The organism is Cellulomonas composti, assembly GCF_007990245.1.
In the GTDB taxonomy this organism is placed as follows: Bacteria; Actinomycetota; Actinomycetes; order Actinomycetales; family Cellulomonadaceae; genus Cellulomonas; species Cellulomonas composti.
On sequence record NZ_BJWG01000006.1, the window covers coordinates 64,387 to 79,936 of the forward strand.

At 74.2% G+C, this 15,550-nt stretch carries 15 protein-coding genes and 1 tRNA gene; 2 read left to right on the plus strand and 14 right to left on the minus strand.

Annotated elements, in window-relative coordinates; all coding sequences use genetic code 11:
- Window positions 1-21: 21 nt before the first annotated feature.
- Window positions 22-882: a siderophore-interacting protein gene (locus CCO02nite_RS07960; protein ID WP_146842604.1), complete on the plus strand. Its 861-nt coding sequence runs from the start codon at window positions 22-24 to the stop codon at window positions 880-882.
- Window positions 883-943: 61 nt separating this feature from the next.
- On the opposite strand, the gene CCO02nite_RS07965 is transcribed toward CCO02nite_RS07960, so the two are convergent.
- From CCO02nite_RS07965 to CCO02nite_RS07985, 5 genes are all read right to left on the minus strand, one after another.
- Window positions 944-1,017, minus strand: a tRNA-Leu gene (locus tag CCO02nite_RS07965).
- An 80-nt stretch (window positions 1,018-1,097) separates the two neighbouring features.
- Window positions 1,098-2,558 (minus strand): NAD(P)/FAD-dependent oxidoreductase, encoded by a 1,461-nt coding sequence (locus tag CCO02nite_RS07970; protein ID WP_146842605.1) that lies wholly within the window; start codon window positions 2,556-2,558, stop codon window positions 1,098-1,100.
- A 113-nt stretch (window positions 2,559-2,671) separates the two neighbouring features.
- Window positions 2,672-3,634: a Ppx/GppA phosphatase family protein gene (locus tag CCO02nite_RS07975; protein ID WP_146842606.1), complete on the minus strand. Its 963-nt coding sequence runs from the start codon at window positions 3,632-3,634 to the stop codon at window positions 2,672-2,674.
- A gap of 121 nt (window positions 3,635-3,755) precedes the next feature.
- Complete coding sequence (locus CCO02nite_RS07980; protein WP_146842607.1) at window positions 3,756-4,250, minus strand: DUF501 domain-containing protein; 495 nt, start codon at window positions 4,248-4,250, stop codon at window positions 3,756-3,758.
- Between the two features lie 3 nt (window positions 4,251-4,253).
- Window positions 4,254-4,709, minus strand: a complete 456-nt coding sequence (locus CCO02nite_RS07985) for an FtsB family cell division protein (RefSeq protein ID WP_146842608.1) — start codon at window positions 4,707-4,709, stop codon at window positions 4,254-4,256.
- Here CCO02nite_RS07985 and CCO02nite_RS07990 point away from each other — a divergent pair.
- On the plus strand, window positions 4,696-5,085 hold the full coding sequence (locus CCO02nite_RS07990; protein ID WP_146842609.1) for a hypothetical protein: 390 nt from the start codon (window positions 4,696-4,698) through the stop codon (window positions 5,083-5,085). The genes CCO02nite_RS07985 and CCO02nite_RS07990 overlap by 14 nt on opposite strands.
- 184 nt (window positions 5,086-5,269) lie before the next feature.
- Here CCO02nite_RS07990 and CCO02nite_RS07995 read toward each other — a convergent pair whose 3' ends face one another.
- The 9 genes from CCO02nite_RS07995 to CCO02nite_RS08035 all read right to left on the minus strand — a co-directional run bounded on the left by CCO02nite_RS07995 (window position 5,270) and on the right by CCO02nite_RS08035 (window position 15,543).
- Complete coding sequence (locus CCO02nite_RS07995) at window positions 5,270-6,517, minus strand: hypothetical protein (protein WP_146842610.1); 1,248 nt, start codon at window positions 6,515-6,517, stop codon at window positions 5,270-5,272.
- Window positions 6,514-6,843, minus strand: coding sequence for a PadR family transcriptional regulator (locus CCO02nite_RS08000; RefSeq protein WP_146842611.1), 330 nt, complete (start codon window positions 6,841-6,843; stop codon window positions 6,514-6,516). Before CCO02nite_RS08000 ends, CCO02nite_RS07995 begins: the two co-directional genes overlap by 4 nt.
- Window positions 6,844-7,178: 335 nt before the next feature.
- The gene (eno, locus tag CCO02nite_RS08005) at window positions 7,179-8,459 is read right to left on the minus strand and encodes a phosphopyruvate hydratase (protein ID WP_146842612.1); all 1,281 of its coding nucleotides are present in this window, start codon (window positions 8,457-8,459) and stop codon (window positions 7,179-7,181) included.
- Between the two features lie 131 nt (window positions 8,460-8,590).
- Window positions 8,591-9,973, minus strand: coding sequence for a Re/Si-specific NAD(P)(+) transhydrogenase subunit beta (gene pntB, locus CCO02nite_RS08010; RefSeq protein ID WP_146842613.1), 1,383 nt, complete (start codon window positions 9,971-9,973; stop codon window positions 8,591-8,593).
- A 1-nt stretch (window position 9,974) separates the two neighbouring features.
- Window positions 9,975-11,531, minus strand: coding sequence for a Re/Si-specific NAD(P)(+) transhydrogenase subunit alpha (locus CCO02nite_RS08015; protein WP_146842614.1), 1,557 nt, complete (start codon window positions 11,529-11,531; stop codon window positions 9,975-9,977).
- Window positions 11,532-11,700: 169 nt separating this feature from the next.
- The gene (locus CCO02nite_RS08020) at window positions 11,701-13,974 is read right to left on the minus strand and encodes a M48 family metalloprotease (protein ID WP_146842615.1); all 2,274 of its coding nucleotides are present in this window, start codon (window positions 13,972-13,974) and stop codon (window positions 11,701-11,703) included.
- Window positions 13,971-14,294, minus strand: coding sequence for a hypothetical protein (locus CCO02nite_RS08025; RefSeq protein ID WP_146842616.1), 324 nt, complete (start codon window positions 14,292-14,294; stop codon window positions 13,971-13,973). Before CCO02nite_RS08025 ends, CCO02nite_RS08020 begins: the two co-directional genes overlap by 4 nt.
- 5 nt (window positions 14,295-14,299) lie before the next feature.
- Window positions 14,300-14,815 (minus strand): hypothetical protein, encoded by a 516-nt coding sequence (locus tag CCO02nite_RS08030; RefSeq protein ID WP_146842617.1) that lies wholly within the window; start codon window positions 14,813-14,815, stop codon window positions 14,300-14,302.
- 77 nt (window positions 14,816-14,892) lie between these two features.
- Window positions 14,893-15,543 carry a nucleoside triphosphate pyrophosphohydrolase gene (locus CCO02nite_RS08035; RefSeq protein WP_246117424.1) on the minus strand — a complete coding sequence of 217 codons (651 nt, stop codon included), beginning with the start codon at window positions 15,541-15,543 and terminating at the stop codon, window positions 14,893-14,895.
- Between the last annotated feature and the right edge of the window lie 7 nt (window positions 15,544-15,550).

A 15,550-nucleotide genomic window follows, 5' to 3' on the forward strand; every position in this document is an offset into this window, starting at 1 on the left:
CCGAGGTTAGGCTCACCTACCATGACCGACACCGGCGGGCGCCCCGCCCGACCCGCACCCGCCCTCAGCCACGTGGTCCGTACCGAGCGGCTGACCCCGGGCCTCGTCCGGGTCGTGCTCGGCGGCGAGACGCTCGCGCCGTTCGTCCCGAACCCGCACGCCGACTCCTACGTCAAACTCATGTTCCTGCCGCCGGGGCCACGTCCGCTCACCGCCGACGGCCGCCTCGACGCGGACACGGTCAAGGCGGCGCTGCCCGACGGCGTGGTCCCCCGCCTGCGCGCGTACACGGTGCGCGCCTTCGACGCGGCGGCGCTCGAGCTCACGCTCGACGTCGTCGTGCACGGCGACGAGGGTCTCGCGGGACCCTGGGCGGCGAGCGCGCGACCCGGCGACGAGGCCCTCGTTCTCGGGCCCGGTGGCGGCTGGTCGCCCGACCCGGCAGTCGACCACCACCTGCTCATCGGCGACGTGAGCGCGCTGCCGGCGATCGCCGTCGGCCTCGAGCGGCTCGGCCGCGACACGCGCGGCGACGCCGTGATCGAGGTCCAGCACGCGCACGACGAGCTGGCGCTGGACGCCCCGTCCGGCATCCGCGTGCACTGGGTGCACACCGACGACGACGTCCCGGGTGCGCGGCTCGTCGCGGCAGCGCGCGCCCTGCCGTGGCCGGACGGGACGGTCGGCGTCTTCCTGCACGGCGAGGCCGGTGCGGTGCGCGACCTGCGCAGCTATCTGCGGGTCGACCGCGCGGTCCCCCGCGAGCGCATGTCCGTCTCCGGGTACTGGCGCCTCGGCGTCGACGACGAGGGCTGGCGCCGCGCCAAGGCGCAGTGGTCCACCTCGATCGAGGAGGCCGAGGCGGCCGCCGGCCTGGGCTGAGCGAGGCGGTCTCGTCGGACGCTCTCGTCGGGCGCTCTCGTCGGACGGGGTGACGCGAACGTGCCCCCGCGCGGGCTCGAACCGCGACTGGACCGGGTTTAAGCCGGCTGCCTCTGCCGATTGGGCTACGGGGGCCTGGCGGCATCCTGACAGACGACGAGCCCCCGGCCGGTCTCCCGGCGCGGGGGCTCGCGCGACGCACTCGTCGGAGGCGGTCAGCTCGCGTTCTTGGCCGTGCTCGCGCCGCCGACCGACGGGTCTTTCTCGCCGGGCTCGACGACGCGCGGCCGCGGCGGCACGGACGCGGCGCGGAACTCCGCGCGCGGGTCGTGCAGCGAACCCAGCGGGACCACCTCGCGGCGCAGCAGGAGCGAGCCGGTCCAGCCCGCCATGATGCGCAACTTGCGGTTCACGGTCGGCATCGCGAACACGTGGTAGGTGCGGTGCAGGACCCACGCCGGGAAGCCGCGGACCTTGATCTTGCCGAACATCTGCGCGACGCCCTTGTACATCCCGAGCGACGCGACCGCACCCACGTTCCGGTGCTTGTACTCGGTGGGCTCGGCGCTGCGCAGCACGCGTGCCAGGTTGTCGCCGAGGTGGTTGCCCTCGCGCAGCGCGTGCTGCGCGTTCGGCGGGCAGAACTGGCCGGGGTTGTACAGGTCGGGCACGGCCGCGCAGTCGCCCGCGGCGTACGCGTCCGCGACCACGGTGCCGTCCGCCTCGACGACCTGCAGCCGCGCGTTGGTGGTGACGCGGCCGAGCTGGTCGAGCGGCAGGTCGGACTGCTGCAGCACGGGGTTGGCCTTCACGCCGGCGGTCCACACGATGGTGTCGGCGTCGAGCTCCACGCCCGTCGACAGCACGACGTGGCCGTCGACGCAGCTCGACAGGAAGGTCGACAGGTGGATCTCGATGTTGCGCTTGCGCAGCTGCTCGAGCGTGTAGCCGCCGAGCTCCTCGGACACCTCGGGCAGGATCCGCGGGCTGCCCTCGACGAGCACGAAGCGCAGCTCGTCCTGCTCGACCTGCTTGTAGTGCCGGACGTTGTAGCGCGCGATGTCCTCGAGCTCGGCGAGCGCCTCGACGCCCGCGAAGCCGCCGCCGACGAACACGAACGTCAGCATCCGGCGGCGCAGCTCCGGGTCCCAGGTCGAGGCGGCCAGGTCGATGCGGTTGAGCACGTGGTTGCGGACCGCGATGGCCTCCTCCACGTTCTTGAACCCGACCGCCTGCTCCGCCAGGCCCGGGATCGGCAGCGTGCGCGCGACCGACCCGAGGCCGACCACCAGGTGGTCGTAGGTGATCCAGTACGGCTCGCCCTCCTCGGGCGTGATCTCGACCGTGCGCTCGGCGTGGTGGACCTGCGAGACCTTGCCCTGCAGCACGTCGACGCCCTTGAGCGCGCGGCGGTGCGGGGCGACGACGTTGCGCGGGTCGATCGAACCCGCCGCAGCCTCCGGCAGGAACGGCGCGTACGTCATGTACGGGCGGGGGTCGACGACGACGATCGCGGCCTCGCGGCGCCCCAGACGCTTGCGCAGCCGGCGTGCGGTGTACATCCCGACGGTGCCGCCGCCGAGGATGACGACGCGGGGCACCTTGCGGGGCTTGCCGACGCGGGCCTTCGCTGCGGTCTCGACGGAGTCGATCGTGCTCGGGGCAGAATGCGGCATACCTCAACGGTATCCGTGTGTCCGCAGACCGCAGCGGCCGGGAGCGGTGACGCTGCGCACAACGACGGCTCCGGGCATGTGAGTCTTCTCACGGCCGGTGCCCTGCGCCGCGCTCAGCCGACGAACCGCTCCGCGGCGCTCCACGCGATGCCGTCGAGGATGTCGTGCTCCGAGGTCACCGTGCCGGTGAGCGTCCCGCCGGCGGCGGCGACCTCGTCACGCACCCTGCGCACGACCTCGCCCCACACGAGCGCGCCCGCGCCGATCACGTCCACGCGACCCGGGTGCATGAACCCGAGCGCCGCGCGCTGCTCACGTGAGCGGTGCAGCAGGTCGTCGCACGCGGCGAGGGTCTGCTCGACCGTGAGCTGCGCGCCGTCGATCCGGCTCGGCAGGTAGGTCGCCAGGCCGAGCGCGTGCGCCGTCACGGTCGTCACCGAACCGGCCAGCCCGACGAGCGTGACCGCGCGACCCAGCGGCACCACGCGCGCCGCCTCGTCGAGCGCGGCCCGCACGTCGGCGGTCGCCGCCGCCACCTCGTCGGGCGTGGGCGGGTCGGCGCGAAGGTGACGTTCGGTCAGCCGGACGCAGCCCACGTCCATCGACCACGCCGCCTCGGGTGCGTCGACGCCCAGCACCAGCTCGGTCGAGCCGCCGCCCAGGTCGACCACCAGGTAGGGGCCGGGGTGGTGCGCGGCGACCACGCCCGTCGCACCGCGGAACGAGAGCTGTGCCTCCTCGGTCCCGGCCACGACCTCCGGCTCGACGCCGATCGCGGCGTGCACGCCGGCGACGAAGTCCGCCCGGTTCTCCGCGTCCCGCGACGCCGACGTCGCGACGAACCGCACCGTGGCCGCGCCCAGCTCCTCGCACCGCTGCGCGTAGCGCCGCGTCGCGTCCAGCGTCCGCTCGAGCGCCTCCGGAGCGATCCGGCCGGTGCGGTCGACCCCCTGGCCGAGCCGCACGACCTCCTGACGCCGGTCGAGGTCGACGAGCGTCCCCGCCGCAAGGTCGACGTCGGCGACCAGGAGCCGGATGGAGTTCGTCCCGCAGTCGATGGCTGCCACGCGCGTCACGGCGGACATCCTCGCATCCCCGAGCGACGCCGTGCCGACCGGTTCGCCGACCGGTTCGCCGGGCCGTTCGCGCCGAGCTGTTCGTGCCGAGCCGTTCGCGTCAGACGTTCGCGCCGAGCGCTCAGCAGGTGCAGCGGTCGGGCCGCCAGGTCTCGCGGATCAGCGCGAGCGCCTCGTCGCCCAGCGGGTTCACCCCGGGTCCCGCCGCGAGCGCATGCCCGACGAGCACGTGCAGGCACTTGACGCGCGTCGGCATCCCGCCGGCCGAGATGCCCGCGATCTCCTCGACGTGACCGAGCTCCTCGCGGTCCGCCAGATAGGCCTCGTGCGCGCGCCGATAGGCCGCCGCGAGCTCGTCGTCGTGCTCGAGCCGGGCGGTCCACTCCTTCATCAGCCCCGACGCCTCGAGCGTGCTCACCGCCGCGACGGCCTGCGGGTTGGTCAGGTAGTACGTCGTCGGGAAGGGCGTGCCGTCGTCGAGCCGCGGTGCCGTGCGCACGACGAGCGGGCGACCGCACACGCAGCGCGCCGCGACGCCGACGACGCCCCGCGGCGGGCGGCCGAGCTGCTCGGCGAGCACCTCGAGGTCACGGTCGGTCACCGGTGTGGACGGCACGGCTCAGCCTCCCGCGCTCGGCGCGACGCTCGGCGCCGTGCTCGGCCTGCTGTCCGGCACCGTCGCGCCGGCCTCGTCGGACGGATCGGCGGTCCCGACCGTCCCCGCGACGGTCACCGAGTCCCACACCGCGGTGTACCAGGGCACCAGCGGCGCGGCCGCCTCCGCATCGGTGGCCGGCTCGTCGGTGGTCTCGGGTGCGTCCGCGATGATCTCGGGGTCGACGACCCGGTACGGCGTCTCGCCCGGCATCACGTACGACAACCGCTCACGCGCCTGTGCCGCGATGTACGCCGGGTCGTCCCAGCGCGCCGACTCCGCGAGCAGGTCCTCGTTGCGCTCACGAGCCGCGGCGACCTGCGCGCGCAGCTCGCGCACGTCCGACTGCTGGCGCAGGTACGTGTGCAGCGTGGGGTAGACGAGCACGAACGCCATCACCGCGACGATGCCCAGGACCATCGAACGCACCGTGAGCAGCCGCGGCGCGCGGGCCTGCACCCGCGCCGCGCGGATCCCGCGCGGTGGCGTCGCCGGGCGGCCGCCCGGTCGGCTCGTCGGGCGGGCACCCGCCGGGCCGGAGCCCGCGGTGCGACCGCTCGAGCGCGGTGCGGCGGTCGGCGACGGCACCCGAACCGGCCGCTTCGCCGCGGGCGGCTTCGAGGCCGACGGCTCCGAGGCGGACTGCTTCGAGGTCGACGGCATCTGGGCCGACGGCTTCGAGGCCGACGACTTCGACGTGCCCTGCGCGGCGGCGGGCGGCTTCGCCCCCTGCTGCCTCGACGCGGGCTGCGTCGAAGAGGGCTGCGCCGAGGAGGTCTGCATCGAGGAAGGCTGAGGCTCCGGCACCGCCGACCCGCCCGTCGTCGGGCGCGGCCGGGCGGGGCGCGCCACCGGTCGCGCGCTCGCCGGGCGGCCCGCTGAGCGCGGGTCGAGCGGGCGGCGAGCGGTGGGCATGCCTTGATTCTGCCTGCGCAGTCCCGGATACCCGCGCACCCACCGCCCGCTCGTCGTGTCCCGCGTCAGGGCGTCGTCGCCGGTGCGGGCTCCGGTGACACCGACGGGCTCGGCGTGGCGCCCGACGTCGTGCTCGGCGCGGGCGTGCCCGAGGCGTTCGCGCTCGGTGTCGTCGTCGGCGTCCCCGTGGGCGAGCCGGTCGGCTCGACCGACGGCGTGGTCGACGGCTCGACCGACGGCGAGGTCGCGGGTTCGTCGGACCCGGAGAACGCCCCGGGCACGCCGAGCTCCGGGACGAGAGCGAACGGCCACCCGGTCCGCACGACCACCGCCGAGTCCGGCGAGGGCAGGCGGACCAGGCGCGTGTCGACGTCGACCTTGTAGGAACCCGCCTCGACGGCGAGCCAGGGGTAGGCGTTGCCGATCGTGAACCCGTCGCCGTCGACGCCGCCGATGCGCACGAACTTGGTGTTCCCGATGCGGTCGCTCAGGGAGCTCACCGTCTGGTCGGGCGTGAGCAGCACCGGGTGGCCCGCCTGGTCGAACACCTGCGCGCCGGCGACCGGCCGGCCCGCGGCGTCGTAGACGAACAGGTTGGTCGCGTACTCGCCACCCACCACGACGCCGTCCTCGGGTGCGTACCAGGCGGGGTCGTACGACTCGACGACCGCGTCCTGACCGCCCGCCATCGACAGCGCGAGCACGACCGCGGCGAACCCCGCGACCCAGCTCACGACGAGCAGGACGATGCGCCAGCGCCGCCCCGTGCTCCACCGGCCGCGGCCCCACTGCACGCTCGCGACGACCGCCGCACCGAGCACCGCCCACCCGAGCGCACTGCCCGGCAGCCACCAGCTCCCGCCGGGCTCGGTGCCGAGCATCCGCAGCGCGAGCCCGGCGACGGCCCAGCCGCGCACGACCCACCAGAACGGTCGCAGCACCACGAGGAAGTCCTCGACGGGTGCCCACCACCGGGTGGCACGCAGCCGTGCGAGCGTCCGCTCGCCGAGGCGCACGACGGCCCGGACCGGGGCGCCGAGCGCTCGGCGCATGCTGCGGGTGCGGCGGACGGGCACCGGTTCCAGCCCGGCCGACGAGCGCAGCTCGGCCGCGTAGGCCGCGGGCGGGCCGAACTCGTCGGCGGGGGTCGATCCGTGCGGGCGGCGCTCGTCGGCGAGCGCGTCCGCCAGGTTCGCCTCGAGCCCGTCCGTCAGCTCCTCGACCTGCTCCGGCCCCAGGTCCGCCAGTGCGGCCCTCACGCGTGCCGCGTACGCGGCGACCTCGGTCTGCTCGGAGACGTCCACGACGCTCACCTGTCCTCCCCCGTCCCCAGCAGGCGCGCCATGGTGCCCGCGAACTCGTGCCAGTCCTTGCGCTGCGTCGCGAGCGTCGCCCGCCCTTGAGCGTTGATCCCGTAGTACTTGCGGTGCGGTCCCTCGTCGGACGGCACGACGTAGGAGGTCAGCGAGCCCGACGCGTACAGCCGCCGCAGCGTCCCGTACACCGAGGCGTCGCCGACCTCCTCGAGGCCGGCCGCGCGCAGTCGTCGCACGACGTCGTAGCCGTAGCCGTCCTCCCCCTCGACGACCGCGAGCACCGCGACGTCGAGCACCCCCTTCAGCAGCTGCGTCGTGTCCACGCGCCCTCCTCGTCGGTCCTCGTCCGGCACGACGTCGTCGCCCGGTGCGCGGACACCCCCTGCGTGCCCGCGCATCGCACACTACTACGCACCCCGCACTACTGTTCACGACGACACACCGAACATCCACCCTCCCCGTCCGCCCACCGCCGCCACCTCCCCCACCGCGAGGGCGCAGAACCCGAATCGTTCGAGATGCGGCGGGCGGAGACGGGGATGAGGTGAGGGCGGCGGCAGTGGAGACGGTGCGGAGATAGTGGAGATGGCAGAGAGGCCGGTCGCGTGGGCGACCGGCCTCTCTGTCGGCGGGGGGACCGCCGGTGGTGCGTGGTGCGTCAGGCCTGGAACCGCGGGAAGGCGGAACGGCCGGCGTAGCGGCCGGCGTCGTCCAGCTCCTCCTCGATGCGCAGCAGCTGGTTGTACTTGTTGATGCGCTCGCCGCGGGCCGGGGCGCCGGTCTTGATCTGACCGGCGTTGGTGGCGACCGACAGGTCGGCGATGGTGGTGTCCTCGGTCTCGCCGGAGCGGTGCGAGGTCATCGTCGTGAAGCCGTTGCGCTGCGCGAGCGTCACGGCGTCGAGCGTCTCGGTGAGCGTGCCGATCTGGTTCAGCTTGACCAGCAGCGAGTTCGCGGCCTTGAGCTGGATGCCCTTGGCGAGGCGCTCGGGGTTGGTGACGAACAGGTCGTCGCCGACGATCTGCACGCGGTCGCCGACCTCGGCGACGAGCTGGCTCCACGAGTCCCACTCGTCCTCGGACAGCGGGTCCTCGATCGAGACCAGCGGGTAGTCGCGGATGAGCTGCTCGTAGTACGCGATCATGAACTCGGGCGTCTGCGCCTTGCCCTCGAACTGGTAGGCGCCGTCCTTGAAGAACTCGGTCGACGCGACGTCGAGCGCGAGGCCCAGGTCCTGGCCGGGCACGAAGCCCGCGGCCTCGATGGCCTCGAGGATGAGGTCCAGCGCGGCGCGGTTCGACGACAGGTTGGGCGCGAAGCCACCCTCGTCGCCCAGGCCCGTGGCCAGGCCCTTGCTCTTGAGCACCGACTTGAGCGAGTGGTAGACCTCGGCGCCGGTGCGCAGGGCCTCGCGGAAGGTCGTGGCGCCGATCGGGGCGACCATGAACTCCTGGATGTCGACGTTCGAGTCGGCGTGCGACCCGCCGTTGAGGATGTTCATCATCGGCACGGGCAGGACGTGCGCGTTGGGGCCGCCGACGTAGCGGAACAGGGGCAGGTCGGCCGAGTCGGCCGCCGCCTTCGCGATCGCCAGCGAGACGCCGAGGATCGCGTTCGCGCCGAGCTTGCCCTTGTTGGGCGTGCCGTCCAGGTCGATGAGCGCCTGGTCGACGAGCCGCTGCTCGGTGGCGTCGAAGCCCGTGATCTCCGGGGCGATCTCGTCGATCACCGCGTTGACGGCCTGCTCGACGCCCTTGCCCAGGTAGCGGGACTTGTCGCCGTCGCGGCGCTCGACGGCCTCGAACGCGCCGGTGGACGCACCCGAGGGGACGGCCGCGCGGGCGATGGTGCCGTCGTCGAGTGCGACCTCGACCTCGACTGTGGGGTTGCCGCGCGAGTCCAGGATCTCGCGGGCGCCGACGGCCTCGATGCTGGCCATGGTGCTCCTTCGAAGGATGTGTCGGTTGTCGTCCTCACCCTAGTAGCGTCCGCGGCCCGGTGCGCCGGGACCTCCGTCCACCGGACACCCTCCGCCACGCGGTAGGACGCCGATCGGCAGGCGACGAGCCGTCAGAGCGCGGCGAGGATCTTGTCGGTCTGGTCCTTGGCGTCGCCGAACAGCATCGCCGTGTTGTCGCGGAAGAACAGCGGGTTCTGCACGCCCGCGTAGCCCGTGGCCATCGAGCGCTTGAACACGATGACGTCCCTGGCGTGCCACACCTCGAGCACCGGCATGCCGGCGATCGGCGAGGCCGGGTCGTCGAGCGCCGCGGGGTTGACGGTGTCGTTCGCGCCGATCACCAGCACGACGTCGGTGTCCTCGAAGTCGTCGTTGATCTCGTCCATCTCGAGCACGATGTCGTACGGCACCTTCGCCTCGGCGAGCAGCACGTTCATGTGCCCGGGCAGGCGTCCGGCCACGGGGTGCACGCCGAAGCGCACCTTGACGCCGCGCTCGCGCAACCGCCTGACCAGGTCGGCGACCGGGTACTGCGCCTTGGCCACCGCCATGCCGTAGCCGGGCGTGATGACGACGGAGCGTGCGTCGCGCAGCAGCGCGGCGACGTCTGCGGCCTGCAGCTCGCGGTGCTCGCCCACAGGCCCGCCCGCGACGACGGTGCCCTCCTCGGTGCCGAAGCCCCCGAGGATGACGCTCACGAAGGACCGGTTCATGGCCCGGCACATGATGTACGACAGGATCGCGCCGGACGCGCCGACGAGCGCGCCGGTGACGATCAGCAGGTCGTTGCTCAGCATGAAGCCCGCGGCGGCCGCTGCCCAGCCGGAGTACGAGTTCAGCATCGACACGACGACCGGCATGTCGCCGCCGCCGATCGACGCGACCAGGTGCCAGCCGAGCGCGAGCGCGATCACGGTCATCGCGACCAGCGGCACGAGCGACGGCGAGACGATGAACCAGACCATCAGACCCGCCGAGACGACGAGCGCGGCGAGGTTGAGCAGGTTGCGGCCCGGCAGCTTCAGCGGGGCCGACGAGGTGCGGCCGGAGAGCTTGAGGTACGCGACGACCGAGCCCGTGAGCGTCACCGCACCGATGAGCACGCCGAGGAAGACCTCGACGAGGTGCACCGCGTCGGGCTCCTCGGTGAGGTAGGAGTTGTAGCCGACGAGCACCGCGGCGGCACCCACGAAGCTGTGCAGCATCGCGATGAGCTCGGGCATCTGCGTCATCTCGACGCGGCGCGCGCGCCAGGTGCCGATCACGGCGCCGATCGCCAGTACGAGCGCGATCAGCACCGCGGTGACGAGCGCGGGTCGCACGGACTCGCGCAGCGCGAGCGCGATCGTCGCGGCCAGCGCGAGCACCATGCCGACCATCCCGAGGACGTTGCCGCGGCGCGCGCTCTCCTGCTTGCTCAGCCCCGCGAGGGAGAGCACGAACAGCACGGCGGCCAGCAGGTACGTGGCCTGGGCCAGGGACACGAGCGTCATCTCAGGCATCCCTCCGGAACATGCGGATCATCCGGTTGGCGACGAGGAAGCCACCGAAGATGTTGATGCTCGCGACGGCCGCCGCGACGCACGCGAGGATCGTCACGACGAGGTCGTCGGACCCGATCTGCAGCAGCGCGCCGACGAGGATGATGCCCGAGATCGCGTTGGTCTGGGCCATCAGCGGCGTGTGCAGCGAGTGGCTCACGTTGGAGATCACGTAGTACCCGACGAAGACCGCGAGCACGAAGACGGTGAAGTGGCCGAGGAACGCGGTCGGCGCGAACGAGATGCCGAGCGTGAGCAGCACGGCCGCGAGCGCGAACCCGATCGTGCGGCGCTGCTTGCGCAGCGCGGCAGCCTGGGCGGCGGCGGCCCGCGCCGTGGCGAGCTCCTCCTCGCTCGGCCCGGCCGGACCCGCCGGCGCGGCCGAGACCGCGACGGCAGGCGGTGGCCACATCACCTCGTCGCCCGACGCGACGGTCATGCCGCGCTGCACCGGGTCCTCGAGGTCGAGCACGAGGACGCCGTCCTTGCCCGGCGTGAGGAGCTGCATGAGGTGGACGACGTTGGTGCCGAACAGCTGCGAGGTGTGCTGCGGCATCCGCCCCGCGAGGTCGGTCCAGCCGAGCACGACCACGCCGTTCGGGCTGACCACGCGTTCGCCGGGGACCGTGAGCTCGCAGTTGCCGCCGCCGGGGGCCGCCAGGTCGACGATCACCGAGCCGGGCCGCATCGCGGCGACCATCTCGGCCGTGATCGTCGTCGGTGCGAACCCGCGCACGAGCGCGGTGGTCACGACGATGTCCGCCTCGGCCGCCTCGCGTGCGTAGACGTCGAGCGCCGCGGCCTCCTGCGCCTCGGTGAGCGGCTTGGCGTAGCCGTCGGCGCTGATCTCCTGCTGCGCGAGCGGCTCGCGGACGAACTGCGCGCCCATCGACTCGATCTGCTCGCCGACCTCGGGCCGCACGTCGAACGCGCGCACCTGCGCGCCGAGCGAGTCGGCGGTGCCGATCGCGGCGAGGCCGGCGACACCCGCGCCGATGACGAACACCTTGGCGGGCGGCGTCTTGCCCGCGGCGGTCACCTGCCCGGAGAACATGCCGCCGTACTCGTCGGCGGCCTCGATCACGGCCCGGTACCCGGCGACGTTCGACATCGAGGAGAGCACGTCGAGCGCCTGCGCCCGCGAGATGCGCGGCACCGCGTCGAGCGCGAGGGCCGTCACACCGGCCGCGGCGAGCGTCGCGACGCGTTCGGGCTTCGCGGCCGGTGCCAGCAGCGCGACGAGCATCGCGCCGCGCGTCAGCAGCGCGACCTGCGCGTCGGTCGGTGCGTCGACCGCGGTCACGACGTCGGCGCCCCACGCCCGGGCGGCGTCGACGATCTGCGCACCCGCGTCGACGTACGCGGCGTCGGCGAAGGTCGCACGCTCACCCGCACCTGATTCGACGAGCACGTCGTACCCCAGTGCGACGAGCTGGGCGACGGTCCGGGGCGTGGCGGCGACGAGCCGCTGGCCGACGTCCGCCTCCTGAGGGATGCCGATACTGGTCAACGCGAACCCTCCCTCGCAGGCCGCTCTCGGCCCGCTCCGGGCCCGACCCTATCGATGCCGGTGGCGTTCCCCCGGGACGAGCGTCCCGCCCGCGTCCGGGCCGTTCGTGCGGGTCGGCCGATGCCGTTCAGCCCATGCCGTTCAGCCCGTGCCGTTCAGCCCATGCCGTTCAGCCCATGCCGAGGTCGCCCTGCAGCGCGACGACGAGGGTCGTCCACCGGTCGCGCTCCGCGGCGCCCTGGCCGACGACTGTCGCGGCGGCGACCAGCGCGGCCTGGTCGCCCGCGTCGAGCGCGTCGGCGTAGGCCGTCAACCCGTGCTCGTAGAACGCGACGGCGGTGCGGGCATGCTCGTGGATCTGCGCGACGCGCTCGGAGCCGCCCGGGTCGTCGGCCACCCCGTCCGACAGCTCGGCGACGACCGGCAGCACCTCGCTGCGGACGCGTTCGGCGCGGCGCGCGGGCGGGATCGTCGGATCGGCGTCGAGGGCTTGCGTGAGCTCAGAGAGCCGCACGAAGCCGCCCGCCAGCGCCGGCGCGGTGACCTGCGCATAGACGAGGTCGGCGCTCGCGTCGGCGTTCGTCTGGTCCACGGACCCGGTGTCGGCCGCCATGCCCGCGCCGTACAGCCGGTCGCGACCCTGCACCGCGAGCCCGACCGCCGCTCCCGCGACGAGCACCGCGCAGACGGCTGCTAGTACGGGGGCGAGGACTCGCGTGGTCGCGGCACGGCTCGTCGCCGCACGGCTCGTCGCGCCGGTCCCGCCGCGCGGCAGCGCGCCCACGCCCGCGCCGAGCATCCCGAGCAGCAGGCCGAGCGCGGCCGCGTCGCGTACGAACCAGAACGCCTGTCGACCGCCGCCGAGCACGTCGTGCGCGACGAGCACGAGCCCGCCGGCGGCAAGCAGCGCCGCGACCGGCGCTGCCCCGAGCGCCGCACCCGCACCCGGCGCACCCGCGACCACGGACAGCGCCAGCACCACGGCCGCGCCCGCCAGCTCGGCGGCGAGCAGGTAGCCCTGCATCCGCAGCACCGCGTCGTCGACGCCGCTGGGCGCACGGTGCAGCAGCGCGACGACGAGCACCGCGGACGCGGCCGAGCCGAGCACGGCGGCGAGCACCGTCCACAGCCGCGGACCGCGCGGACCGGGCCACGGCACGTCGTCGCCCGCCTCGAGCGCCCAGGCCGGTGCGACCGCGGTCGTCGTCCCGCGTCGAAGCCAGAGCGGGACCGCTGCCCCGACCGCAAGCAGTGCGGCGCCCGCGGTCAGCACGCCCGAACCGGACACCGACAGTGCCGTGATCCCGAACGCCCAGTCGATCTGCTCGGTCGCGAACGCGGTCAGGTCGAGCAGCCACGTCGCGCCCGCGAGCACGAGCGCCCCGGTGAGCGCGGCGGCCCACCAGTGCGTGCGCGCGCGGCGGACCCGCGGGGCGGCCTGCGCCCACAGCTCGCCGGCGCCGGTCACCAGCACCGTGGCACCGGTCCCGACGAGGATGCTCGCCACGATGTGCTGGGGCCGCACCGCCCCCAACGGCGCACCGGCCAGCAGCACGGGGTCGATCGCGCCGCCCACGGCCAGTCCGATCCCGACGGCGACCGCGGGGAGCCCGACACGCGCGCCCGGTCCGCCGAGCCGGCCGAACAGCGACGCGCGCCACTGCCCGAGCGCGAGGACGACCCCGAGCGGCGCGCCGACGACCAGCGCCGCGACCACGCGGGCCAGGTCGTCGCGCCCCGTCCCGGTCAGCCCGGCCACCGCCACCGACATCACCGACGGGAACGCCGTCCCGGCGAGGAACGCGACTGTCAGCGCGTCGACGCCCGACGAGCGCGCGAGCCGCGCCGGCTGGTCGAGCACCGCGACGCGCTCGGCCACCGCGGGGTGCTGAGCGAGCGGGCGACGACGCGGTGCGACCGGGGCGGGGACCAGGCCCGCCAGGAGCTGCCGCAGCGCGGGCAGCTTCGGCCCGCTCCCGGCGGCGAGGTCCGCGTCGTGCTCGCGCGCACGCAGCAGCGCCGCGGTGACCAGGCGCACGACGGTGAGCACGAGCGCGGCCCGCCACAGGTACGGCAGCAGGACGCCCACGTCACGTCGGGCGATCGACGCGACCGCGGGCACCATCAGCACCGGCCAGTACGCCCACCACACCGTGCGCGCGAACCACGCGAGCGTGACGTCGTGGTGGCGCACGTGTGCCAGCTCGTGGCGCAGCACCGGGTCGAACAGCGCCGCGTCACCGTGCCGCGCCGCGAGCTTGGGCGGCAGCGCGACGCGGTAGCGCCCCGGCAGGCCGAACGTGAACGCGTCGCGCTGGCTCAGTCGTCCGACGAGCAGCGCGGGCGGGCGGCGCACCCCCGCCTCGAGCGCGAGCTCCCCGACCCGCTGCTCCACGGTCGCGAGGGCCGCCGGCAGCGGGCGCAGACCTCGTCGTCGGGTCACGACGCGCGCAGGACCACGAGCATCACGAGCGCGACGAGCACGACGACGACCGCACCGGCGACGGCGCTCGCCGCCCGCTCACGTTCGACGCCCGACGTGCATGCGGAGAACGCCGCCTGCGCGGCGAACGGGTCGGCGGGCGGGTCCTCGAGGCACGCGGCGACCGTGCGCGCCCACCGCGACCCGGCGGCGATGTTGAACGACCACGACCCGACGAACAACCCGCCCGCGAGCACCGCGAGCACGAGGACCAGCAGGTGCACCGAGGTCGGCGTCGGGTAGGCCAGCACCCGAGGCCGCGGCGGCACCTCGCCGGCCATGGTGGTCAGCCCGCGACGACGAGACCGCCGACGACTGCGTCGGCCAGGAGTGCCGCACGGTTCTCGTCGAGGCCGAGATCGAGCGCCCGGCGATGTGCCAGGTCGTGCACCGAGCGGGCCTGCTGCGCGGTGAGCGCCGGCCCCGCCTCGCCCGCACCCTCGCCCGCACCGTCCGGGACGGTCCCGGCCGCCGGCTCGTCGCGACGCATGACCCGGCGCACCCAGGTGACCACGTGCGGCGTGAGCTCCTTCTTCGCCGCGTCCCCCAGCACGCCCTTGGCGACCTCGACGAGCACCTGGACGACCGCGGACGCGATCGCGAGCACGTACGGCGTGAGCAGCGCGAGCTCGAGCCCGAAGCCGAGGGCCTCGTCCCGGCTGCGTACCGCGAGCGCGGCCTGCGGGTCGTCGAAGTACTCGGTGCTCGTGCCGTCGAGCAGCACCAGCTCGTCGGGCGCTTCGCGCTCCAGCACCAGGCCGGTCAGCTCGACCGTGAGCCGTTCGTCCTCGGTCCGCGCCATGCTCCACCCCCGCACCGTCGCGTCCCGTCCAGCGTGACGCTCCGGCGGCCGGGTGGACAAGAGGGGACGAAGGTGACTTATCGCCCCTCGGCGGCGCGCGCCTCGCGCTCCCAGTCCGCCGCGGTGCGACGCAGCTCGCCCTCGGCGTCGAGGCCGGTGGCACGCGCTTCGAGCACGAGCGCGAACAGGCGCGCGCCGAGCGACCCGTCGCCGGCCGGCGCGGGTGCACTCAGCCCGGCACGGTCCGCGCGCGTGACGACCTTCTGTGCCCGCGCGAGCGCGCCGAGCGCGAGCGGGACGCCGTCGAGCGCCGACGCGCGCTGCTTCTCGGCCCGCTTGATCCGGTCCCACCGGACGTTGCGTCCCTCGTCGTCGGTCGCGTCGGTCGCGTCGCCGGACGCGTCGTCGGTCTCGTCGGGCGCGAACACGTGCGGATGGCGCCGGACGAGCTTGTCGACGAGGTCGCGCGCGACGTCGTCGACCGTGAACGGCTCGTCAGGGTGCTCGGCGGCGATCCGGGCGTGGAACACCACCTGCAGGAGAAGGTCGCCGAGCTCCTCGCGCAGCCCCGCGCGGTCGTCGTGCTCGACGGCCTCCGCGAGCTCGTACGCCTCCTCGAGCGCGTACGGGACCAGCGAGGCGTGCGTCTGCTCGGCGTCCCACGGGCACCCGCCCGGTGAGCGCAGGCGGTCCATGACCGCCACGAGCTCGTCGAGCGCGTCGGTCACGTCGCGG

Coding starts and splice junctions, on each gene's coding strand:
- eno (WP_146842612.1), bottom strand. CDS start 8,459: ATGGCCAGCATCGAGGCCGTCGGCGCCCGCGAGATCCTGGACTCGCGC.
- CCO02nite_RS07985 (WP_146842608.1), bottom strand. CDS start 4,709: ATGGTCCTGGGCATCGTCGCGGTGATGGCGTTCGTGCTCGTCTACCCC.
- CCO02nite_RS07970 (WP_146842605.1), bottom strand. CDS start 2,558: ATGCCGCATTCTGCCCCGAGCACGATCGACTCCGTCGAGACCGCAGCG.
- CCO02nite_RS07990 (WP_146842609.1), top strand. CDS start 4,696: ATGCCCAGGACCATCGAACGCACCGTGAGCAGCCGCGGCGCGCGGGCC.
- pntB (WP_146842613.1), bottom strand. CDS start 9,973: ATGACGCTCGTGTCCCTGGCCCAGGCCACGTACCTGCTGGCCGCCGTG.
- CCO02nite_RS08030 (WP_146842617.1), bottom strand. CDS start 14,815: ATGGCGCGGACCGAGGACGAACGGCTCACGGTCGAGCTGACCGGCCTG.
- CCO02nite_RS08025 (WP_146842616.1), bottom strand. CDS start 14,294: ATGGCCGGCGAGGTGCCGCCGCGGCCTCGGGTGCTGGCCTACCCGACG.
- CCO02nite_RS07960 (WP_146842604.1), top strand. CDS start 22: ATGACCGACACCGGCGGGCGCCCCGCCCGACCCGCACCCGCCCTCAGC.